The 23,958-nt window shown below is 23.0% G+C and carries 19 protein-coding genes; 7 read left to right on the top strand and 12 right to left on the bottom strand.

What is annotated here, in order from left to right; translation table 4 throughout:
- Positions 1 to 76: 76 nt before the first annotated feature.
- Positions 77 to 535, bottom strand: coding sequence for a Panacea domain-containing protein (locus ACLFO7_RS02155; RefSeq protein ID WP_412031881.1), 459 nt, complete (start codon positions 533 to 535; stop codon positions 77 to 79).
- Positions 536 to 669: 134 nt separating this feature from the next.
- Complete coding sequence (locus ACLFO7_RS02150; protein WP_412031880.1) at positions 670 to 1,932, bottom strand: DUF31 family putative serine protease; 1,263 nt, start codon at positions 1,930 to 1,932, stop codon at positions 670 to 672.
- Between the two features lie 160 nt (positions 1,933 to 2,092).
- Here ACLFO7_RS02150 and ACLFO7_RS02145 point away from each other — a divergent pair, with 160 nt between their 5' ends.
- The 3 genes from ACLFO7_RS02145 to ACLFO7_RS02135 all read left to right on the top strand — a co-directional run bounded on the left by ACLFO7_RS02145 (position 2,093) and on the right by ACLFO7_RS02135 (position 5,613).
- Entirely contained in the window at positions 2,093 to 3,070 is a 978-nt protein-coding gene (locus tag ACLFO7_RS02145) for a phosphotransacetylase (RefSeq protein WP_412031879.1), read from the top strand.
- 157 nt (positions 3,071 to 3,227) lie between these two features.
- Positions 3,228 to 4,451, top strand: coding sequence for a hypothetical protein (locus ACLFO7_RS02140; RefSeq protein ID WP_412031878.1), 1,224 nt, complete (start codon positions 3,228 to 3,230; stop codon positions 4,449 to 4,451).
- Between the two features lie 187 nt (positions 4,452 to 4,638).
- Positions 4,639 to 5,613: an IS30 family transposase gene (locus ACLFO7_RS02135; RefSeq protein WP_412031877.1), complete on the top strand. Its 975-nt coding sequence runs from the start codon at positions 4,639 to 4,641 to the stop codon at positions 5,611 to 5,613.
- A 120-nt stretch (positions 5,614 to 5,733) separates the two neighbouring features.
- Here ACLFO7_RS02135 and ACLFO7_RS02130 read toward each other — a convergent pair whose 3' ends face one another.
- On the bottom strand, positions 5,734 to 6,603 hold the full coding sequence (locus ACLFO7_RS02130) for a DegV family protein (RefSeq protein WP_412031876.1): 870 nt from the start codon (positions 6,601 to 6,603) through the stop codon (positions 5,734 to 5,736).
- Positions 6,604 to 6,744: 141 nt separating this feature from the next.
- Between ACLFO7_RS02130 and ACLFO7_RS02125 the strand changes: the two genes are divergently transcribed.
- The 3 genes from ACLFO7_RS02125 to ACLFO7_RS02115 all read left to right on the top strand — a co-directional run bounded on the left by ACLFO7_RS02125 (position 6,745) and on the right by ACLFO7_RS02115 (position 10,104).
- The gene (locus ACLFO7_RS02125) at positions 6,745 to 7,290 is read left to right on the top strand and encodes an inorganic diphosphatase (protein WP_412031875.1); all 546 of its coding nucleotides are present in this window, start codon (positions 6,745 to 6,747) and stop codon (positions 7,288 to 7,290) included.
- A gap of 53 nt (positions 7,291 to 7,343) precedes the next feature.
- Positions 7,344 to 7,661, top strand: a complete 318-nt coding sequence (locus tag ACLFO7_RS02120; RefSeq protein ID WP_412031874.1) for a hypothetical protein — start codon at positions 7,344 to 7,346, stop codon at positions 7,659 to 7,661.
- Between the two features lie 73 nt (positions 7,662 to 7,734).
- Positions 7,735 to 10,104: a glycosyl hydrolase 53 family protein gene (locus ACLFO7_RS02115; protein WP_412031873.1), complete on the top strand. Its 2,370-nt coding sequence runs from the start codon at positions 7,735 to 7,737 to the stop codon at positions 10,102 to 10,104.
- A 645-nt stretch (positions 10,105 to 10,749) separates the two neighbouring features.
- On the opposite strand, the gene ACLFO7_RS02110 is transcribed toward ACLFO7_RS02115, so the two are convergent.
- The 7 genes from ACLFO7_RS02110 to ACLFO7_RS02080 form a co-directional block, all read right to left on the bottom strand.
- On the bottom strand, positions 10,750 to 11,631 hold the full coding sequence (locus ACLFO7_RS02110) for a hypothetical protein (protein WP_412031872.1): 882 nt from the start codon (positions 11,629 to 11,631) through the stop codon (positions 10,750 to 10,752).
- A 101-nt stretch (positions 11,632 to 11,732) separates the two neighbouring features.
- Positions 11,733 to 13,430, bottom strand: a complete 1,698-nt coding sequence (locus ACLFO7_RS02105) for a hypothetical protein (RefSeq protein WP_412031871.1) — start codon at positions 13,428 to 13,430, stop codon at positions 11,733 to 11,735.
- Positions 13,420 to 14,676: a pyridoxal phosphate-dependent aminotransferase gene (locus ACLFO7_RS02100; RefSeq protein ID WP_412031870.1), complete on the bottom strand. Its 1,257-nt coding sequence runs from the start codon at positions 14,674 to 14,676 to the stop codon at positions 13,420 to 13,422. Before ACLFO7_RS02100 ends, ACLFO7_RS02105 begins: the two co-directional genes overlap by 11 nt.
- 37 nt (positions 14,677 to 14,713) lie before the next feature.
- The gene (gene rsgA / locus ACLFO7_RS02095; RefSeq protein WP_412031869.1) at positions 14,714 to 15,574 is read right to left on the bottom strand and encodes a ribosome small subunit-dependent GTPase A; all 861 of its coding nucleotides are present in this window, start codon (positions 15,572 to 15,574) and stop codon (positions 14,714 to 14,716) included.
- Positions 15,559 to 16,713 carry a serine/threonine-protein kinase gene (locus ACLFO7_RS02090; protein WP_412031868.1) on the bottom strand — a complete coding sequence of 385 codons (1,155 nt, stop codon included), beginning with the start codon at positions 16,711 to 16,713 and terminating at the stop codon, positions 15,559 to 15,561. Before ACLFO7_RS02090 ends, rsgA begins: the two co-directional genes overlap by 16 nt.
- A 6-nt stretch (positions 16,714 to 16,719) precedes the next feature.
- A complete protein-coding gene (gene miaB / locus ACLFO7_RS02085; protein WP_412031867.1) occupies positions 16,720 to 18,177 on the bottom strand; it encodes a tRNA (N6-isopentenyl adenosine(37)-C2)-methylthiotransferase MiaB in 1,458 nt (485 codons plus the stop codon).
- Positions 18,178 to 18,314: 137 nt separating this feature from the next.
- Positions 18,315 to 19,043 carry a hypothetical protein gene (locus tag ACLFO7_RS02080; protein ID WP_412032701.1) on the bottom strand — a complete coding sequence of 243 codons (729 nt, stop codon included), beginning with the start codon at positions 19,041 to 19,043 and terminating at the stop codon, positions 18,315 to 18,317.
- 610 nt (positions 19,044 to 19,653) lie between these two features.
- Between ACLFO7_RS02080 and ACLFO7_RS02075 the strand changes: the two genes are divergently transcribed.
- Complete coding sequence (locus ACLFO7_RS02075) at positions 19,654 to 21,021, top strand: aldehyde dehydrogenase family protein (RefSeq protein WP_412032700.1); 1,368 nt, start codon at positions 19,654 to 19,656, stop codon at positions 21,019 to 21,021.
- 27 nt (positions 21,022 to 21,048) lie between these two features.
- Here the strand turns inward: ACLFO7_RS02075 and ACLFO7_RS02070 are convergent, their stop codons facing one another.
- Together ACLFO7_RS02070 and ACLFO7_RS02065 are read right to left on the bottom strand one after the other, a co-directional pair.
- Positions 21,049 to 22,242 (bottom strand): hypothetical protein, encoded by a 1,194-nt coding sequence (locus tag ACLFO7_RS02070; RefSeq protein ID WP_412032699.1) that lies wholly within the window; start codon positions 22,240 to 22,242, stop codon positions 21,049 to 21,051.
- A gap of 121 nt (positions 22,243 to 22,363) precedes the next feature.
- Positions 22,364 to 23,935, bottom strand: a complete 1,572-nt coding sequence (locus ACLFO7_RS02065; RefSeq protein WP_412032698.1) for an MATE family efflux transporter — start codon at positions 23,933 to 23,935, stop codon at positions 22,364 to 22,366.
- Positions 23,936 to 23,958 lie beyond the last annotated feature (23 nt).

Raw genomic sequence — 23,958 nt, 5'->3', positions numbered from 1 at the left:
AACCTGTACTAGAATTATCTCTAGTAATTGTATTCTACCAAAAAAATAATTCTAATTGAATAAAAAATTAATTTTTTTATTGATGAATATCATCAAAATATTTTCTTGATTTAAAAAAATTGTATATTTTTTGATTGTCTATTATTTTTGTCTCATAACATTTTGAACTTCATGGAGACGATGAATGACAAATTATTTTTTGTATATAGTTACTACTAAACTGTGAATAATAATCATATACTGCTATTAATAATTCTATTTCTTTTGAAACAAAGATACTTATATTAAATTCTCCAATATAATCTTCAATAATATTATTTTTATATTTATTAAATTTGTTATATACATTTTCTATTTCTATATGGTTATCAATAGAGTATATTTTTTCAGAAAATAATTCACAATCATTTTTAGCATAAAATCATCCATATGCAAGATATGTTAAATGATTTATTAAATTATTTGTTAGAGTTAATTCAAATTCTTTCTTGTTTAAATAAATAAAAAAATTTGCTACATCAATTGCTTTTAACATAGTGTAAATACCTCAAAAATTTATAATATTATAATTGTTAAAATGTATTTTTATTTTAATTTTAAGTCATTGTTTTATATTAATTAATATCCTAAAATTAAAAAACTATTATCAATTGATAATAGTTTTGAAAATTATTTTAAATTTGTATTAAATTGTTCATTAAATTTACTAATAATATTATATGGATTTGATATTATATATTCATTTTGTTGATTTGTATAATCTTTAATTTTCGTTTTTACAGTAGAATTTGAAAACGATTTAAATAAATCAATAGCTCCTATTTCTCTTCCGTCAGAAGTTCCATAAGTTCCTCAATAAATACCAACTATCTCATTTTTGCTATTTATTGCCATACTACCACTTGCTCCTGCAACAAGATTTAAATTTTCAAATAACACTTGATTAGCAACATTTCTTTGACTAGCATATTGATCTGTAATGTATTTAATATCTGTTTCTAATGAATAATCTTTCTTAATTGTTTCATCACTTATATTAGCATCAATATTATGTCTTCAATTTGTTCTATCTAAAACTAATCCATAATATTTTTTATTGCTATACACATTGTTTGTAGATTCTCATTGTGCACTTCCGCTTTTTACAGGAAAACCTCCAACTGTAATTGCTTCGTTGTCAACAAATTCATTTGCAAATTTTGTAGGTTCTTTATGAAACTGATTTAATGCTTTTTGCATAGGTTTTTCATTTATGTTTGGTAAATTGCCAGGAGGTGTTACATTTGATAACTCTTCAAGATGGCTAAAATCAACTTTAATAACTGCAAAATCCATTGTTCCATTTTGAATTGTATTCTGATTATAAACTTTAAATGGATCTGAAAAATTCATGCTATTAAATATATCAAATGTTGTTCATGTTACATTAGCATATTTGATATCTATTCTTGAATAATAATTTTGTTCATATTTTTTTGCATCAGGAAGAATTCCTACTTCATAATTGTTATCAAATATTGAGGTTATTTGACCAAAAGATAAGTATTTATAATCTGATTGAGTCATAGGTAAATATCCATTATTTATACCATTATTAATATAATCATATGTTTCTCTTTTGTTGATGTTATTAAGTGCTGATGCTACATGAAGATTTGTTCCAAAATAATACTGATTTGTATCTGTTTTATCTTGAGCCATTAATCATCCTGTTCCAATTAAATTGTTTCCATTTGTTGCTCCATCAAATTTCAATGAAAAACTTCTTTCAGAAATGTATTTAACACCTGTTGCATTCTCAGAACTATATTTGTTGCTTTTCGATGATGTAAAATAAACAACCATAAATATTATCCCGCCTATTACAACCAAAGAAGCAATCACCAATGCAACTGTTAATCATATATTATTTTTTTTAATTGATGCTGTCATATAAAACCAACTTTACCAAAATATTCATATAATAAATATTAAGTATAAAAATATTTATTTCAATATAAAAATATTAATTTATTAAATAAAAAACAATTAATAATTACTATTTTTATATTATAAAATTATTCTAGTGATAACAAATTATAGGAGATTTAATATGTCATTAATTAACACAATTAAAAAAGGATTAAGTGCTTCTGGAGGTAAAACAACTATAGTTTTTGCTGAAGGATGAAATAAAGTAATTCAAGAAGCAGCACTTAATTTACAAAAAGAAGGAATTATTGAACCTTTATTAATATTTAGAAATGAATCTGAATTTTTATCAAATCCAAATTTGTCTTCAATTAACAAAATCATAATTGATAAAATGGATTTAAAAAAATATGCATCAAAATTATTTGAATTAAGAAAAGAAAAAGGTTTAACACAAGAAGAAGCAAATAAACTAGTCACAGAACCAAACTATCTATGTTCTTTGATTGTAAAAATGGACGAAGCACAAGGTGCTATTTGTGGAATAGAATATACTACAAAAGACACTTTAAGACCAGCTTTACAAATTGTAAAAACTTCAAAGTCTTCTGATCTTGTAAGTAGTATTCTAATTTTAGAAAGAAATAATGAAACATTATTCTTTTCTGATGTAAGTCTTGTAATTAACCCAACTCCTAATGAAATTGCTTACTTAACAGAAAATGCAATTGATTTTTTAGAAAATAAACTTAATTTAACAAATAATTATTATGCTTTATTAAGTTATTCTACAAATGGTAGTGGTGCTGGAGAATCAGTTGATAAAGTTAAAGAGGGATTTAAGATCTTCAAAGAAAGAAACAAATATCCAAAAGCAAACGTGTTTGGTGAAATTCAATTTGATGCAGCATATGTTGATGCTATTAGAACTAAAAAAGCTCCAAGTTTAACTTGAAAACATGGTGCAAATGTATTTATTTTTCCAAATATTGATTCTGGTAATATTTCTTATAAAATGATGCAAAGATGTGCAGGATATGAAGTTACAGGTCCAATTATAATAGGATTAGATAAACCAATAAACGATTTAAGTCGTGGTGCTGGTTTATATGAAGTTGTATCATTAAGCTATATAACAGCTATTCAAGCTAAAAAATAATTGAAAGAAAAATTTGATGTTTTTATAACATCTTTTTTTTAAATTTATGTTATATAAATTTAATATTTAAATTATCCAACTATAATATGTATACTGAATGTAGTTTCATTTAAAATAAAAATGTATTTTTACATTTAAAGATTTAAAGGGATTTGGTATGAAAATTAAGTTAAAAAGAAAAAATAAAAAATTACCTAAAATAATTACTTTTTCAATAACAGCTTTTTTATCTTTTGCTTTAGTAATTATATTGCCAGTTTCATTATCATTACCTTATTCAAAAAATAATAATTCTTTAAATGACGATTCAATTTTCAATAAAAATATAGATTCAATTTTGAATACTACTTTAAAGTCAAATGATGGCAATTTTTCTTTTAGTTCTGACATTAATAATAAATTAAAAATTTGAAGTAAAAATGAAGTTAAAGAAATTTTTGGTCATGGTTCTGAAAACAACAATCCTAATGGAGATGGAACAACATTAAATATTCAACTACAGTCTAACAAAGAAGCAATTAATATATTAAAAGAAAAATTTACTTCATCATTTTCACAAACAAATTCACTAAATGTAGATAATATACCTATTGTAAAATTTAGCGATTTAAATTTAGATGATTTTATAAAAAACAGTGGATCAATAATAAAACTTTCATTTGGATTTAATAATGCTAATAATTGTGAATGAGTTAAAGTGGGTTTATTTCTTAAAGAAGGTTTTACTTGATCAAATGGTGAGATTCAAAATAAACCAGAAAGTGGATGAGACAAGACTTTTGAAGAATGATCACCAGAAATGTTAAATAATGGTAATGGTTCTGGATATATATTTTTGGCAAATGCTGACAATACAAAATTAGGGGAAAAAAATAAATTATACTCTATAACACAAACTCCATTAAAATCATCTGATGGCAATTTTACATTAACATCATATGGGAATAATGTTTTAGGAACATGAACAAAATCTGATTTTCAAAATATTTTTGGTTTAGGGGATGAATATGGTGGAGTTCTTTACTACAATTTAGATCAATATACAAAAGTTGGACTTAACACATTAAAAGAAAAAATTACAAGTTCATGCAGTCACAATAATTCATTAATTCCTAATGCTATTTATGACTTTAAAACATTTAATTTTTCAGATGTCATTAATAACGATGGTGCAACTGTTGTAATGTCAGCTCAATTTGATTCCAACAATAATTGTTCATGGGTTCAATTAGGAATATTTTTAAAAGAAGGGTATTCATGATCAAACGGAGAAGTTCAAAAAAAACCAGAAAGTGGATGAAATAATGTTTTTCAATCTTTAGTTCCAGAAATGCTAAAAGATGGCAATGGTTCTGGATACATAATATTATTAGTTAAATAATCATTTATATATTATGGATAATTAAAAAAATCACAAGGATAGCTTTGTGATTTTTTTGCTCGATTGAAATATGAAGTGCAACACATATTGTAAAATATATGTGCACTTCATTTTTTTTTTTTTTTACAAAAATAGGACAAAAGAAAAAGGTACCCTTATAGTTTTCCATAACAACGAGACACCCACTATGTTATACAACCATTTATCAGAAAAAGAAAGAGCATTAATTGAATTTATGTTCTACCAAGAAAGAAGATCTTTAAATTCAATTGCAAAAGAATTGAATAGACATAGATCTACAATATCAAGAGAATTAAAAAGAAATGAATCTTGTGGAATATATAATTCTAATAATGCTCATAAAAAATATTTAAATAGAAAATGAAATTCTCATGCTTTTTATCTTGATAGATACAAAAGCTTTACAGATCTATTTTTAGATAAATTTAGAAAAATAGATCATGGAGTTGAAGCAACTTGTAATTATATTAAAAAAAATTATCCTTGTGTAAAAACACCAAGTTCTAGACAAGTTTTTAATTGAATAAAATCCAATAGATGAAAATTAAAAAGATCAGATAGACTTAGAAAAGGATATGTAAAAGGAAGAAAAAGACATAAAGGTATGTTTTCTAAATTTGATGAAAAATATGTATTTCCTTTTTGAGCTAGACCTTCTAAAATAGAAAAAAGAGAAGAGTATGGACATTTTGAAGCAGATTTAATTATTGGAAAAAGAAAAGCTGGATATAGTAATTTGCTAACTCTAGTAGAAAGAGTTACAAGAATGACATATATTATTAAAGTCAAAAATAAAAATTCTTTTACAATAAATTCAACAATTAAAAAATTAGTTGAACAAAATAATTTAAAAGTAAAAACAATCACAATAGATAATGGAATTGAGTTTAATAAAACAGGAATTCTTGCCTATTGATTAAATTGCAAAATTTATTATTGTGAACCATATGCTTCATTTCAAAGAGGAAGCAATGAAAATGCAAATGATCTTATTAGAAGATTTTATAAAAAAGGAACAGACTTTGATTTATTAACAGATGATGATGTAGTTAGACTACAAAATAGGATAAACTTCATGCCAAGAAAAATGTTTGGTTTTAAATCAAGTTATGAAATAAATAAACATTATATAGAAAGGTAATAAAAACTCATAACCATTTTATTGGCTATGAGTTATAAGTTGTGCTATTATGATGTTGCACTTCATATTTCATTTAGGGAATAAATCACAATGATAGATTTGTGATTTTTTTTAATACAGTTAATTTGATTCAATAAATAATGCAAATGTTCCGCCACCAGTATGTAATGCAATTACAGCTGGAAAATAATGTCATTTTTTAATTGGATAATTAATTTTTTCTGATAGCATTTTCATTAATTGATTATTTTTTTCATCATCTACATATGTTGTATAAATATAAGAATCTTTAATTCCATTTTGTTTGAAATTTGTTTTTTCATTAATGTAATTGATAACTTTATCTACTGCTTTATCTATATCTTTTTCTTTATCTAAAAATTCTAATTTACCATCATATGAAATTAAGATGTTTAGTTTTAAAGTTTTTGCAAAAAATGCTTTAAAACTACTAATTCTTCCACCATTTTTTAATTCAGTTAAATCATTCACAACTAAAACACCAGCTCAATTGTTTTCGTTGTCCTTTACATATTTTAAAATTTCTTCTTGTGTTTTGTTTTCTTCTATCATTTTTGCCATTTGAATAACATGATTTTTTATACTGATATTGATATGTCCAGAATCGATAACAATTATATTATTATCTTGAAATTCTTCTTTTGCCATGTTTCAAGTATTATAGCTACTTGATAAACCTTTTGATATAGGTCAAATATAAATTGTTTGGTATTTTGGTCTAAGTTCCTCTAATAAATTAATCATTTCACCAAGTGATGATTGTGATGATTTAAATGATGCTTTTTTTGACTGTTGAATTTTAACAACCTCTTCTGTTGTTATTTCAATTAAATCTTTGTATTGAGTTTCTACTCCATTTTCATTTTTTATAATATGAAGTGGCGTCATGTAAACATTTTTAATTTCCCCATTTTTAATTCCGCTAGATGAATCAACAATGATACATGCTTTATTGTTATTTTTGTTCATAATATACACCTCTTCAGATTATTATCAATATTTTTTAGTAGTAATAAATTAATTATAATTTTATTTTGGAAATATAGTCATTAAATTATTCTAATTTTTTTATATAATAGATTTATGGTTATATACAAATAGGTGATGAAAATGAAATTAAATGTAACAATTGAAATTCCTAAGAATTCAAAAATTAAATATGAGTACGATAGAAAAACAGGACAAATATTAGTTGACAGAATATTATATGGACCAAGTGCATACCCTATGAACTATGGTTTTATAAAAGAAGCTTTGGATTGAGATGGTGATGAACTTGATGCATTAATCATATCAGATCAAGAATTTATTCCAGGTTCTGTTGTTCCTGTAAGAGTAATTGGAGCAATGGAAATGATTGATGGAAATGAGACTGACACTAAATTAATTACTGTTATTGATTGTGATCCAAGATATAAGCATATTAATAATTTAAAAGATGTAAATGAACACCTTCTTTTAGAAGTTAAAGATTTTTTTGAAACATATAAAAATTTACAAAATAAGAAAGTATTAATAAAAGGTTTTAAAGATGTTCAATGAGCTGAGCAAGAATATAAAGAATGTGTAGAACTTATGAATAAATATGGCAAAATGGATAAAGATGAATTTGTAAAAAAAATGCAAATTGAACATCCAAATAAATATACAAAGTAATTACTTTTTATAATATAATAAAAAATTAAATATAAATAATTAGGAAACAAATTATGTCAAATACTAAAATTAAAATTGAAATCTCATTAGAGACATGAACAAAAGTTAAAAAGATGTTTGAAGAAGGAAGAATGTCTTATGAAAAACTTGGAATTAACAATGTTGATGAGTTTGTAAATTATGTAATAGAAAATTTTGCAAACAGTTCAAAACAATTTGATCAATTAAGCGATTCAATGAAAGCCCTTATGGAAAATATTGACATTGACAATTTGAGTTTTGAAGATTTATTTAAAAATATTGCTTCATCAAGTCCAAAAAAGAAAGATGACAATAATAACTCTAATAACGGAGAAAATAAAAAAAGTTAATTAAAATAATTCTTAGTAATATCCAAAAATATATTAATTTTTGGGTATTTTACTTTTTAAATAAGGAGATAAAATGAGAAATAAATTTAGACATATTTTTTGTGCATCATTACTTTTTATGTTTCCCATTTTATCAATTTCGCTTACATCTTGTAATGCGAGTTCTGAAACATTAGATTATAGTGATTTACCAAAAGAATTTAACGTAGTAGAAGATTTTAGAAATAAAAAAGTAACAAACAGTTCCATGATAAAAGGGGTTGATGTATCAAGTTATACATCAGTTTTAACAAATTTTTTATATGAAAAGAAAATACAAGATTCTACAATATTAGATAATTCAACATTAGTTACAAAATATAATTTTGATCAAATGGATAATTTGAAAGTAAAAAATAGTGAAATGTCTCTATATGAATATACAAACAAAAATTTGTATTCATATATAGATGAAAATGGAAATAGAACATATGATAACATTTTCAAAATACTAAAAGAACAAGCAGGTGTAAATTCAATTAGATTAAGAGTTTGAGTAGATCCCAAAGATGAAAACAACAATTGATATACTAGTGGAATAAATTCAACACTAGAATCAACAATTTGAACAATAAATAAAGCCAAAGAAAATGGAATAAGTCATTTTCAAATTGATTTTCACTATTCAGATTTTTGAGCAGATCCTGGAAGACAATATGTTCCTAAATCATGATCTAATCTAAATACAACTGAAATGAAAACCAAATTAGAAGATTATACATACTCTTCTATTATGGAAATATATAACAAAACAAACTTATTTCCAGCAAGTGTTCAAGTTGGAAATGAAATAACTGATGGAATGTTGTGAAAAACAAATGAAGATCAAAAATTTGCTGATGGACACAAAAATATAAGTAACACAATAGATTATTTTAATGCTGGAGCAAAAGGTATTAAAAAAGTTAATCAATATATAGAAGATAATAAATTGGGAAATAAAATAGAAACTGTATTGCATATTGAAGGACCTCAAAGCATAAAAAGAAGAGGTATATTTAGACAGTTTATGAGTAACAAAGAATTATTTGATAATGTTGATGTAATAGGACTAACATATTATCCATTTTGAAATTCAAATATTGATTATTTTTATAATGTTTTGTCAAATGTTTATGGAATGTATGATAAAAAAGTTATTATTGAAGAATTTTCTGTTCCATATCATGTTAATCCAACAGGTTATATTGGAGATATAAATACAAAGGATTTTAAAGGTAGAATCCCTGTCACTTCAAATGGACAAGTAATACTTCTTAATAGTTTCTTAGAAGCAATTTCAAGAGTTTTCCCTAATGTTGAAACAGGTTTTTATTATTGAGAACCAGGATGATTAAATGTTGGAAATTCATCATGAGCAACACCTGAAGGAATTAAATATGCTTATAATGATAATTATGAAAGTTTGAAAAATCAAAAAGATGGATTTAGTTGATCAAATCAAGGTCTATTTGATGAAAATGGAATTCTTTTACCAATTGGTAGAGTATTAAAAAATTTTAATAGAATTAAAAATGATAGTGATATACAAATAAAATTTGATAATCAATTATCTATTGATACTATAAATCCTGTATCTGATGATTATTCTGCTATCAACACATATATAGGTAATAATACTCTTTTATATGTAGATCAAAATAATTTTTATAAAATTGATATAAGCAAAGAACTATATCAAAATTATTCAGGGAAATATAGTAATGAAATTAATTACTATAGTAACAATAATGATATTGAATTTAACGAAAAACAAATTATTGATTTAATAAAAGAAACTTATCCTAGAATAATGTGACATCAAGTAAACTTTAAAAATTTTAAAAAACAAGAAAATGGTTATACTATTGACATTATTTCAAATGCTGATTCTTTTTATTATAAAAATACTGCAACAATAACAATTAACTTAAAACAGTATAGTGATAATCATATTGATTTAACAACGACCCCTATAACACTAAATAAAAATGATAAAGAATGAAGTAATAAAATAATAGACCATATCAAAAATAATGTTAATGATATAGGCACTATTATTTATAATTCATTAAAAATAACAGGTGGTATTGATAATAGCAATTTCTGATTATATGACAATCAATATGGTGTAAATAGATATGCAGATTGATTATTGTTAAAAAATAGTAACATCTTCTTAGAAGGCAATACTAGTGAATTTGACAGATTAAATAATACTAAATATGATTGACCATCAAATGGTATTATTGATAATTTAATAGATTCAAATGGATATTTATATTTTGGAATAAAGAAACAATTAAATGATATTGAATTCAACAAAGATCTTTCTTTTAATAAATCAACTTATAGCTTAGTTGGTAAAGAATCATGAAAATATATTGATGTTTTAGTTTTTAAATTAAAGGTAAATTTAAATTAATGTAATAATTAAAAAAATGCATATATTATAAAAATTAATGTGTGCATTTTTTATTACTATTAATCTCAATATAATAAATCATTTAAACCAAAAAATAAACATATCTTACTTTACATTAAAATATAACTCTAGTAGAAAGAGTTGCAAGAATGACATATATTATTAAAGTCAAAAATAAAAATTCTTTTACAATAAATTCAACAATTAAAAAAATAGTTGAAAAAAAATAATTTAAAAGTAAAACAATCACAATAGATAATGGAATTGAATTTAATAAAATAGGAATTCTTGCCTATTGATTAAATTGTAAAATATATTACTGTGACCCATATGGTTCATTTCAAAGAGGAAGTAATGAAAATGCAAATAGTCTTATTAGAAGAATATATAAAAAAGGAACAGACTTTAATTTATTAACAGATGAGGATGTAGTTAGACTACAAAATAGGATAAACTTCATGTCAATAAAAATGTTTGGTTTTAAATCAAGTTATGAAATAAATAAACATTATATAGAAAGGCAATAAAAACTCATAACCATTTATTGGCTATGAGTTATAAGTTGTGCTATTATGATGTTGCACTTCATATTTCATTCAGGGAAAATACTTCATTTATATTGATGAAGTATTTTTTACTTGTATTTTAATTTCTTATTCTACCTATGATTTGAATTACTATATAAAAAATTCTTATCAAATTAATTAAAATAATAAATCCAAAATAAATAGCATAATTTCTTGCAACAATTGGATCCATTTGATCTCTAAATTTATCCATATTTTGAATAGCATATAAATTATATGTTAAGAATAAAATACTTAAGAATCCAGAAACACCAATGACAATTGCATATATTCATTGTCCAACCGAATTATTTTCATATGCATAAACTGATGGCAATATACTAAAAGCACTTAAAATAATTGAAACTAACAAAAATACTAAATATATTAATGAAATAATCATTATCATCTTTCCCATTGCCATAGCAACTTTATGACTTATTATTTTTGAAATTATAAAAGTAATAAGTAAAGTTAATCCAACAACTCCAAAAGCTAAAATTATTTCAGGAACATTTACAAAATAAAATATACCACCAAAAGTAATTCCATTAGATAAACAATAAATTATAATTATAGAAATTTGGAAACCAAGAGATGCTCTCTCAATTCTAAATATTCAAATGAAATACATCACTAATGAAACTATACCAGCAATTGATGTTATTGATACAAATCCATAAAATATATTTGAAGATGTGTCATTTCCCATCATAGATTGTTTAATTAATTCCATAAAACCAAAACCAATTAAACCAGTTAATAAAAATCCTAATCCTGCTACTAACATTGCTATTGACATCATAGACATTTGGCCAAAAGAATATTTATTAACTTTCTTTAATCCTCCATATGTTCCTGAATATGCATCTTGATTATATTGATTATTTACAACATTTGAAGAACTATTATTTTCTTGACTATTATCTTCATTAAACAAAGATGAATTATTATCATTCATATGTGTTCTCCATTCTTTAAATTATTGATTAATATTACACCATTTATTTAAAATAACAACATAAATATAAAAAAATAAAAATATTACTTTAAATAATATTTTTATTTACACAATAATTTCAATAATTCTATTGATGATTTTTTCAATGTAGTATTAGATTTGTCTAATGCTAATAAAGTATATATCTCACCAATATAAATATTGTTTTCCAACAATAAACCAAATTGATAGTCTAATAATTTTCTACATTCATCTTCTTTTTGAACACATCCAAAAGGATTTGCAAAAAAAGTCGTAGATATACCAATTTCATTAGTAGTACCAATTGCCATTCTCTTTGCATTTATAAATAAATCTAAGACTTGTTCTTTCTCTTTTAATCTTCTTATACCAACTTTATTTTTTTCATAATTATTAGCATATAATACCATATCAATTTTATGTAATTTTTTAATTTCTTTATAAGTATTAACAGGATTGACAAGTCTTGCATTTAAAGATTGTTCAGCATTAAAAAAAATGTTTCTATCAACATCTTTATAAATTGATTCTTTTTCAAGATCATCCAATCTTAAAAAAGCTCCAATTTCTGTACCACTTGCTTTAATGTTGTTTCCTACAACTTCAAAACTTCCCATATCATCAAATATAACATTTATTGATTGAATATATTTTTTACCAACATAAGTTAACATTTCTATTGTTTCACTTTTTCCTGTTCCACTGTCTCCAACAAATACAACATTTTTTTGCTTTCCATTTTTTAATATAATGTTAACCATTGATCCATGTACTGGTAGTTTTTTTTGTTTTATATTTGATAAATTATGTAATGTTAAAGTCATTTTTTTAATGTATCCAAAATAATCATTATTTGGTTTGTTTGATACTTGACCAATATAAATATCATTTTCTAAGTCATAATAAAAATTGCCATCATGGTTAGAATCTTGAACACCATAAAATACAATTAAGTTTGGTTTTCTATCTTCATAATCATCAACTTTTGCTAATTCAAATAAATTAGCCAATCCTATTCCATCTATAATAAATTCTTTATGAAAATATATGAATGCTAGATTATTTCCAACAAAACATGGATAACATATTCAATCATTAGAATTTTCATTATTTTTAAATAGTTCTAATAAATTATCCTGAGTTTCTTTAAACTTACCTGTTCTTTTATTTGATTTAGTTTTTAAAAATAAAGGAGTTCTCAACATTAATGAAGTAATAAAATTAATGTTTTTAAAAAAATCTATATGCTTAGTATTTCATTTTACCTTACTAACTTGTAAACATCCATTTGTACCTGCATTTAATTGTCTATAAACAAGATTATTATGTTCCTGTAATTTTTGTCCTATTGTTCTATACAATGACAAAACAATATCATTAAACTTTGTATCTACATCTATAAAATTACTTCTTATAACAGCGTCTTTTACAGAGTAATAAATACCTAAACGTAACTTGCTTCTATAAAAGTCATATAACAATTCAAAAATATGACTTGATGTTTCTATTTTCTTTAAAAAAATAGAATTAATATAATTAATATCTTTTACAAAAACTTCGATCAAAAATTCTTGATATTTTTTAACTGTTTTATTTTTAGAATTATATACATCAAACTGTTTAAATAAATACAAATTGTTATTTTTTAAATATTTATAAAACTCCTGTAATATATTTAAAAAATATTTTGAATTTAATACAGATATTTCATTTTGAGGGAATAATTTAGTGTAATTGATTAAAACCAAATCATTATTTATAAAAAACTTATCTTTCATTTTCTTTTACCTCCATAAGTGCTGTTTTTAAAATATTAGGTAATTTTTTACATTGTTGAATATTCAGGCTACAAACACCAACTCTAATACCATTTTTTAATGGAACAACAAATACATTTTTATTATTTAGAATTTCAATATATTTATTTATAATATTTTCATTTAATGGAATTGTTATAAAAAAACCAATTGAAGTTTCTAAAAAATCTAATCCTATTTTTTTTGATTCATTTTTAAAATTATCAAAACGTTTTTTTAAAGTTGAAATCATATTTTGTTTTTCAATTAAATAAGTATCATTTTTTTTATCTAGTTCAACAACTGTTTCAATTGCACCATGATTTGAATTTGATCAATTTGCTCGTGCATGGACAACCAATAAATCATGAATGTTTTTTACAACATTTTTATCATTATGATAAACAACTGTTGCACCTAGTCTTAATCCATAAAATGTTAAAGATTTTGAATAACTTATACAAAAAACTATTAATGAATTGTTTTTAATATTTTTAAATTCTTTTAAATAAGTATTATCAGAATCCAAACTAAATTCAATATATGCTACATCATTAATAATTACAAATTCATTATTTAAATAAGAGTTTAGTTTTAAAACTATTTGTTTTCAATGATAATTACTCATTGAAAAAGATGTTGGATTATGAATAGGATCATTTAAATATAAAGCTATTTTTTTATATTTTTGAGTTAAATAATCAATTTTATTTAACAAATCATCTAAATAAAACATATTGTTATCATTAAACATTTTAAAATTAATTATTTTCACTTTTGATTGATTACACATTAATTCAATTGGTTCTCATGTGTAATCTGGAATTAAAACAACTGTATTTTCATCAAGAACTTTTTTTATAACACTTGATAGTGATCCACTACCGCCAGGCGATGCACAAACTAAACTATTTTCTATTAAAAAAATATTATCTTTAAATAATCATTTCTTTGTAACATTAGAAAAGTCTATTCCACCATCTATGTTTGGGCAATATGATGCTTTTATTTGATCTGATATTTTTTTGTTATACAAATCAAAAACACTTTTAAAAACAAAAAAATTATTTTTCTCGTCCATCAATGATCCTATAGTGGCATTGTAAACATTTTGAACCCCTGATTCAATTGCTTTTTTTGCTTTTAAAGATGCTTCAATAATTGTGTTGTCAAAGTTTATTTTATTTTCAATATTAAAATAACTTGATTGTTTTTTATTTTTTTTCATATTTGTTACCCAACAATAAGTTATTATAAATTCTATATTAATACTTAACTTTATATTTATTAGAATTTATAATTTTTAAATAATCATTATATCTTTCTTTAGAAATTTTATTTTTTTCAACCATTTCTTTGACTTTACAACCATTTTCATTTTTATGTAAGCAGTTTCTAAATTTACAATATTTACCATAACTTCTAAAATCATTATAGCTTTTAGCAATTTCATCATTAGGAATATTTAATTCTATAGAACCAAACCCTGGTGTATCAACAATAAAACCATTCTTATAACTTATCAAATTACTAGTAGTTGTAGTGTGTTTTCCTCTATTAAGTGATTTAGAAATTATATTTGTTGTTATGTTTGAATCAGGAATTAATTTATTAATGAGTGTAGATTTTCCAACTCCTGATTCTCCTGCTAAGCAAATTACATTATTCTTGTCAAACAAAGTGTTAATAGTATCTATACTTTCTGTTTTATCTGAAAATAAACATTTATATCCATCTTTTTTGTATTCATTTATTTTATTTAAAATTTCGTCTTTTTCTTTTAATAAATCCATTTTGCTAAAATAAATTATTACATTATCAATATTTTGATATTCATAATAAGCTAAATATTTATTGAGTTGAAATGTATTTAATTTTGGTTCAACAACTGAAATTACAATTATTATGATATCAATATTTGCCACACTTGGTCTAATTAGTTTATTTTTTCTAGGTAATATTTTTTCTATTATGTATGTAGAATCTTCTTTTATAAATTCAACATTATCTCCAACTAAAATGCTTGCATCATTTTTAACTTTTTTTCTTGAAAAACATATGTAATTTAAATTGTTACAAATAACATTAAAAAAGGAAGCACTTTTCTTTATTACTTTTCCGTTCATGATAGTAATCCTAAAGAAATAAAAATGATTAATAATATGACTAATAACAAAAATAAAAATAGATTTATTGTTAATCACTTATTAGATTTTATAAATTTGCAAAATTTATTTCTTGAGTAACTATTAAGTCTCAAACACAGTGATTGTTGGTATTCTCTTTGGTTATAAGAAAGTATTGTTGGTAACTCTTCTTGTTTTTTTGAAATCCTTGACTCAATTTCTTCAATGTCATTCATGATTTCTGAAACATCATTATATCTATATTTCATAATATTTGGTCTAGATGCTGTCAATTTTAGAAAAACATTTTCAATCTCATTTCTAATATTCTTGTTTATTTTTTTCATTGGCAAAATATCATATTTTTTTCAATATAAAATTATTGATGGATCATTTTCATCAACTATTTCGAATGGTTTTTCACCTATAAGCATTTCATAAAAGATTATTCCCAAAGCATGAAAATCATATTGTTTTGAAAGCATTGGCATTTTTTTATTATCAAAACTTTGTAATGATGTTGCATCAGGAGTAACATAAGGAATTGTCCCAAAGAAAGATGTTTCATTTGTTAAAACATCTTTTACTATATCATTGTCTTGCACCAAAACTGATGATATTCCAAAATCAGCTATTTTTACATCCAATAAATCTTTTGATAACATTATATTTTCAGGTTTTAAATCTCTATGAATTATAACTCTTTCTTTAGTATGCATATCAGAAACACCATGTAAAATTTTTTTAAAAATAGATAGTGTTTCAGGAATTGATAAACATCCTCTATTTCTAATTAATTCTTTTAAACTTGGCCCATCTATATATTCCATTATTAAAACAATTGTATCTTTATCTAAAGGATGCATTTCATACAATTTTACAATATATTCACTTGTTGCAAGTCTTGCATTTGTAACTCCCTCATCTAATATTCTGTTTCAATGATCTGAAGTTGTAGTACTTGTTTTCTTAATAAATTTAATAGCAGTATATTTAAATTTATTTGAGAAATGATTATTTGATTTACTGTGAATTGTTTCAGCTAAATATACTTCAGATTCCATTCCACCCTTACCAATTAATTTAATAATTTTATATTTTCCTAAAAATTCTTTACCAATTAATTTACTTTCTGACATAATGACTTATTTTACAATCTCCCCATTTAATGTAAATCTTGATGCTGTAATTATTTTAACTTTAACAATGTCTCCAGGATTTGCTTCTCCTTTGAAATTTACAACTTTCCATTGAGGAGAATAACCCGACATAATACTTTGATCTTTTTTAGAAGGGCCTTCGACCAATACATCAAGCGTTAAACCAACAAATTTTTGATTTTGTGATTTAGCATATTTTTTAACTAATTCATTTAATTCTAATAATCATTCTTTTTTATCTGACATACTAGTAGAGTCAGGTAAATTTGCTGCTATAGTTCCATCACGTTTTGAATAAATAAAAGTAAAAGCATTATCAAATTGAATTTTGTTATATAAATCTAATGTTCTTTCAAATTGTTCTCTTGTTTCATTTGGAAATCCAACAATTAAATCTGTTGTAATTGAACAATAAGGAATGTTTTCTTTTATGTAATTTATAAGATCTAAATAATCTTGAATCTTCATAGGACGATTCATTTTTTTTAAAATTAATTCATCTCCACTTTGAATTGGCAAATGAATATGTGGCATAATGTTCTTGTATTTTTTCATTATATCAACAATTTCTTTTGTAAAATTTCACGGATTACTTGTTGTAAATCTAACTCTTTCAATATTTGTTTTAGCAACATCTTCTAAAAGGTTTGAAAATACATAATTTTCACCTTTAAGATCTATTCCATATGAATTAACATTCTGCCCTATTAAAGTTACTTCTTTATAACCTTTTCTAATAAGTTCATTAATTTCATCTAAAATATCTTGTTTTGATCTACTTCTGATTTTTCCTCTTGTAAACGGAACAATACAATAAGTACAAAATTTATCACATCCATACATAACATTAACAAAAGCTTTTATATTATTATTTCTAGTTGTAGGCAAATTTTCTATAATGTCACCTTCTTTTGATCAGACTTCAACAACTAAATTTTTTTCAAATAAAACTTGTTCTAATATATTTAATAATCTATGAATATTATGAGTACCAAAAATAAAGTCAATATTAAAATTACTTTTTAATATTCTATTTACAACAGCTTCTTCTTGAGCCATACATCCACACATCCCAAAAATGAAATTAGGATTTGTTTTTTTGATTTTATCTAGAACACCAATATCTGCAAATACTTTTTGCTCTGCATGATCTCTAATTGCACATGTATTTAATAATACTAAATCAGCTTCTTTGATATCATCTGTATGTTTATAACCAATCATTTCTAATATACCCATCATAGTTTCAGTATCTCTTACATTTGATTGACATCCAAATGTTTTGATATGAAATTTTTTATTGATTCCATATCCTATTAAATTTGTTGGTATTTCAAAATTATCTTTAAGTGTTTTAGCATCTTCAAGTCTTTTTCTAGCTCGATTAATGTTTGGCAAAAAATATTTTGACAAATCCCTTTTTCTTGTAAAATTATTATTCATATTATCCTCAAAGCAAAAATGACATAATAATAAATTATATATTTATAAATGAATAAAAAATTAAAAAAATAACCAATAACTAATAAGTATTAACCTCTTATTTATTGATTATTTTCTATAAATAAAGCAAACAAAAACTATTGATTATTTTCTTCAATTATTTCTTCAGCAACACCATCGTATTCTTTGGGTGCATTTGCATTTCCATAATATATTATTCCAAACATTGGAATAGATAAAAATTTTGCTAATTCTTCATTTACATTTGAAGAATCGTACATTATTTCTTTAACAAATTGTAGTTTTTTATGTTCATAATATCCATAATCACAATTAGTTGTTGTGAACAAACAAAAGTCAGGATAACCATATTCAATGATATCAAATTTAAATTTGTTATATAAAATATCACTTAGTCCTCTACCTCTATGTTTTGGTAAAATTGAAAACATTAGAATTTCAGATCTATTACTTACAATATCACTATATTTTTGAAACATTTCATAATAAACTTGATTAGTATAAATTTCAAGATTTTTAATTTCTTCCTGATTGTCATCTAATGTTTTAAAGAAGTTAATATTATCAGCTTCTTCTACATTTAAATCAATTAAATCTTGATCTGAAAAAATATTTTGATGTTTATAATCTGGAATACTTGCTAATAAAACACCAACAATTAGTCCATTATATTCAATGACATAACCATAGTTAACATTTCTAATCATATTATTTAAAAGAAATGTAGCTAATCCTGTATTTAATTCATCATTATAGTTATCAAAAAAATCATAATAATTAATTACATTTTTAGCATGTAAAACTAATTGGTTATAGTCTTTTTTCTCTACTTTTCTTACTTTCATAAATACACCTTGTAAAACTAATACACATAATATATTGTACATTATTGTGGCAATAAAAAAAATAAACAATATGGTGGATAGTCATATTGTTTATTTTTCATAATTTATTATGATTCAACACAGTGAGTTCAATTAAGGAGGAAATATACAACAATTAAAAGAGAGTCAACAACAAGCTGTTTGATAATATTCATTAGCATTTATAAATCATAATACGTAATTGTCAGCAACAATTATCTCATATTTTACTTTAATCTTTTCTTTACCAATAATAATGCTCGACCATTATACATTGATAAATAATTAATTAGAATATATTTCTAAATCGAAATATAAGAATTAACTGACAAACAAAACATTTGTCATATAAATACTAACATTTAATTTAAAAAATTATTCAATAATATTTAAAATATTTTTAATTAATTCTAAAACAAATTATTTATAATCAAAAGACAAAAAATAATTAAATAATTCTGAAAAAAGTGTTAATATTATATAATTTTAACTAACTACTATATTATTTTCAGCAAATAATAAATAAGTTAATTAAAATCAAAAAAATGCTATTATAACTATTATCTATATGAAATTTTAAGGAACAATTAATATGGGAATGTTTTTAAATAAGCTGGATAAACAAAAGATTTTTATCAAAAAAGGCTTTTTCACAATAAAAGAAAGATTGAAGTTATTAAATGAATTAAAAAATAAAATTTTAGAAAATAAAGAAAATATATATGATGCATTATATAAAGACTTTAATAAATCTAAAAAAGAAATTGATTTAGTAGAACTTAATCCTGTGATTAATGAATTAAATTATTTTATCAAAAATATTTATAAGTTAAGCAAAAACAAAAAACTTTATAAAGGATTTAAAGATCTTTTTAATTCAAAATCTTATATAAAACCACAATGTTATGGTTCTATATTATTATTTGTTTCAAATGACTTACCTTTTAATATAGCATTTATCCCTATAATTGGTGCAATTGCTGCTGGTAATACTGTATTTATAAAATTTCCAGAACACGCTAAAAACACAAATAAAATATCTAAAAAAATTTTAGGATCTGTATTTGATGATCATCATATATTTTTTATTGATAATGAATTAGATGAAAATGACACAAAAGAATTATTTCAATTAGATTTTGACATGGTTTTCTTTTTTGGAAAAACAAAAAATGCAAAAAATATTGTTAAAAATTATACTTCACGTTTTATAGAGGTTGTATTTCAAATAGGAAGTAAATGTCCAATTGTTATTGATGAAACAGCAAATATTGACTTAGCAAGCAAAAGAATAATTTGATCAAAAGCGATAAATTCAGGTCAATTATCATCATCACCTGATTATATTTTAATTCATGAAACTGTATATAATGATTTTGTTCAAGCAATAAGACGAAATTATAATGAATTATTTTATAAGGTTGATTACAAAACAAGATTTTGTAAAATAATTACTGATGAAAATTTAAATAGAATGATAAACATAATTGATAAAAATAAAAAAGAAATTGTTTTTGGTGGTAATTACGACAAAAATAGTAAATCAATTGAATTTACTTTAATGAATGTTGTAGATTTAAAAAGTGAAATGATGAATAATGAGAATTTTGGCCCAATATTACCAATAATTAAATACAACAATGTAAGTGATGTTTTTGGAGTAATAGATCACAATCCTAGTCCACTAGCAATTTATGTATTTAGTAAGAATAAAAATTTCTGATATGAAGTTCAACAAAATATTGAAACAAGAATTTTAATATTTAATGATGTCATGACTCAAATGTTCTATAATGTTCCTCAAGGTGGTATTAGAACAACTGGAAGTCATGCATATGGCAAAAAATATAGTTGAGATTTATTTACGTATAATAGAGTAATAATCAAATCATCAAGATTTAGTTGAAAAAATAGATATAGATTGATAACAAATTCTAATGGAAATAATTTTACAAAATAATGTTAATAATAACTAATTTTTGTAAAATTATTTTCTTTTTCATTCACTAGCACTTGACAATATTCTACCTAAAGCAACAGCTCCTGCTATTCAAAAAGATTTAAATTCATAGTCTTGAGTAAACACATTATTTTTAATAATTTCCTTATTTATTAATTCTTCTCTTATTATGTAAGCTGCTTTACAATTGTGTTTAAAAGAAGAAACAAAATCATTCCTTATTGTTGAACCTTTTAAAATAGTAAAACCATTTTTACTATGATAACCTACTACATCACAATAATTATTTTTTATAAAATAATATTCATTTGTAATTTCTTTTTGTATCTTTTTATTGTTTTCATTAATATAATTATTATTTTTTGTCATTATACTATTTTCATCATTAACTTCTTTTATATCATTATTTGTCTTTCATTCATTAATGTTATTTAATTTTCCACCAACTGCAATAGTGCCTGCTACTCATGGAGAACTGAATTCATAATTTTGTGTTAATACATTATCTACAATAATTTTTTTATTTATTAACTCTTCTCTCAATTTATATTCACTTTTACAATATGTTTTAAATGACTCTCTAAAACCATCTCTTATAACAGAACCTTTTAACATAACAAAACCATTGTTACTATAGTAACCTGATACATTACAAAAATCTTTTTTAATAAAATATTTTTTTGTTACTGGTGCTTCGTCATTTACAAATAAATCAGCTCCAATAAATTTAAACAACAATTTAATATTTTTTACAAAAACATTAATAAATGATTCATATTTTTTAGAAATTTTTATTTTATTAGACATCTTTGTTACGACTTTAATATTTTTATTATTTTTTAATTCTCAAACAAAATAATCTTCTAGATAATGTAATTTATCTTTATCTAATGAACCAGAATCATTAATTATAAAAAATGCATAATTTCAATAAAGCAGTTCATCTTTATTGTTTAAACTACTTTTTTTAATATGTTCATTAAGTCTTTTTATAATATCTCTAGACTCTCCAACATAAATTTCATCAATTTTACCTTCAAATTCATAAATCAAAAAATAAATACCACTAGAATGCAAATTAATATCATCTTCAACTCTATTAATCCAAGATTTAACTTTTGTTCTAGGCAATTTATACACTTTTGAATCTCAATTTTCTAATTTATATTGAATTAAATCATTTCCATCATCATCTAGTAATCATGAATTAATTAATGGCATATTTATACTTCCTCAAGATTAACATATGTATATTATATTTTAAATAAAAATTATTTATGAGAATTAATAAGACAATACAAAATATTTAAATTATAAAAAACATGACATAGATGCCATGTTTTTATTTCATATTTTTTTGATGTAAATCATTATTTTTGTTGTCATTCATTGTAATATTAATTGCTCAATTTGATCATTGATAAAAACAATAAGATAACATTGCTTTTGCTATTTGATTAAATTCTATTAAAAAAAACATTAATTCAGGTGATGTATTTTCTTCATTAATTGTTCCAGTGTAAATTAAACTTCCAAATATAATACATCATATTGACATTATAAATCCATCTGTAAAAAATATATATTTTGATCCTCCAGCTTTTATAGAAAAATATAAAATAGAGAACACACCTTGACTAAAAATAACTGGCATCATAATTCATTCAGCTTTTTTAGCTAATTCTTGATTTAGCAATCAAAGATTATAATCATCTAAATTGACATCTTTTGGAGGAGCAGGGGATAATAATGGATTTATAAATAAAGATAGAGCAAATAATATTAGCGCAAAGAATAATGTTATTATTGAACCTCAAACAATTAAATAAACACTATTTTTCTTTGCTTGTTTAATATTATTTTTACCTAATTCACTTCCGACTAAAACAGCACAACTTGCAGCCATTCCAGGAAATATAACACCAGCAAACTGAATAATAATAGAAACTGTTGTAAAAGCATCATGAGTCTTGGAACTATAAACTAATAAACATATAACTAAAAATAAAGTTGCAAAACCATATAAAAAATCATTTGCAATTGCTTGTCATGAATTTTTTATAGTATTTTTAAAAACACTCATTTCAAGCTTAATTTTTTTAATCATTAAATAGTATTCTTTTTTAGAATATATAAATATAATCATTACAATACATTCTATCAATCTTGATACCACTGTAGACAATGCTACATTTCTAGCAGCATTAATTAAATCTTTTTCAAAAATAATAATTAAAGGGTCCATAATTACATTTGAACAAACCGAAATAACAGCAGCTATTAAAGCAAATTTTGGTTTTCCTATTTCCCTATATGAATAACTTAAAGTATATGCTAACAAAATAAATACAAATGATATAGATGATCATTGTAAATATTCACTTGCAACTTTAGAAATGTAATAATCTTTAGAATTGTTAGAAAAATTAAACACATTTCTTGTTACATTAACAAGTTCTGTTGGAATAACAGCCATCAATATTAAAAAAGGTAACATTAATATGCTTCCAACTATTAATTTATAAATTATTGTTTGTTGCAATTTTTCTCTATCTTTAGCACCAAAATATTGCGCTGTTACTATTCCTATTCCTGATGAAACCCCTAAAACAACCATCATTGGAAAATTGATTATGGAAGTTGCAATACCAACTGATGTTTTAGCTATTTCTCCACTACTTAGTCCAATGCTTGTTAAATCAACTCCTTCAACATTTTTAGGTGCAAAACCAGCAATAAAAAAAGTATCAATATAAGTTACAGATGTTGTTACTAATTGTTGTATAGCAGAAGGCAAAAATAAAGAAAACATTAAAATGATGAAAGCCTTATCACCAAAAATATTTTCTCAAAATTTATTATTTTTTTTATGATTTGATTTATTTAAATCAAAATTTTGTTTAATGCTACCCATAATATCATTATTTTACATTCTAT

The sequence above is a fragment of the Malacoplasma muris genome (assembly GCF_046774425.1).
In the GTDB taxonomy this organism is placed as follows: Bacteria; Bacillota_I; Bacilli_A; order Mycoplasmatales; family Mycoplasmoidaceae; genus Malacoplasma; species Malacoplasma muris.
This window is presented reverse-complemented; position numbering and strand designations above follow the sequence as displayed.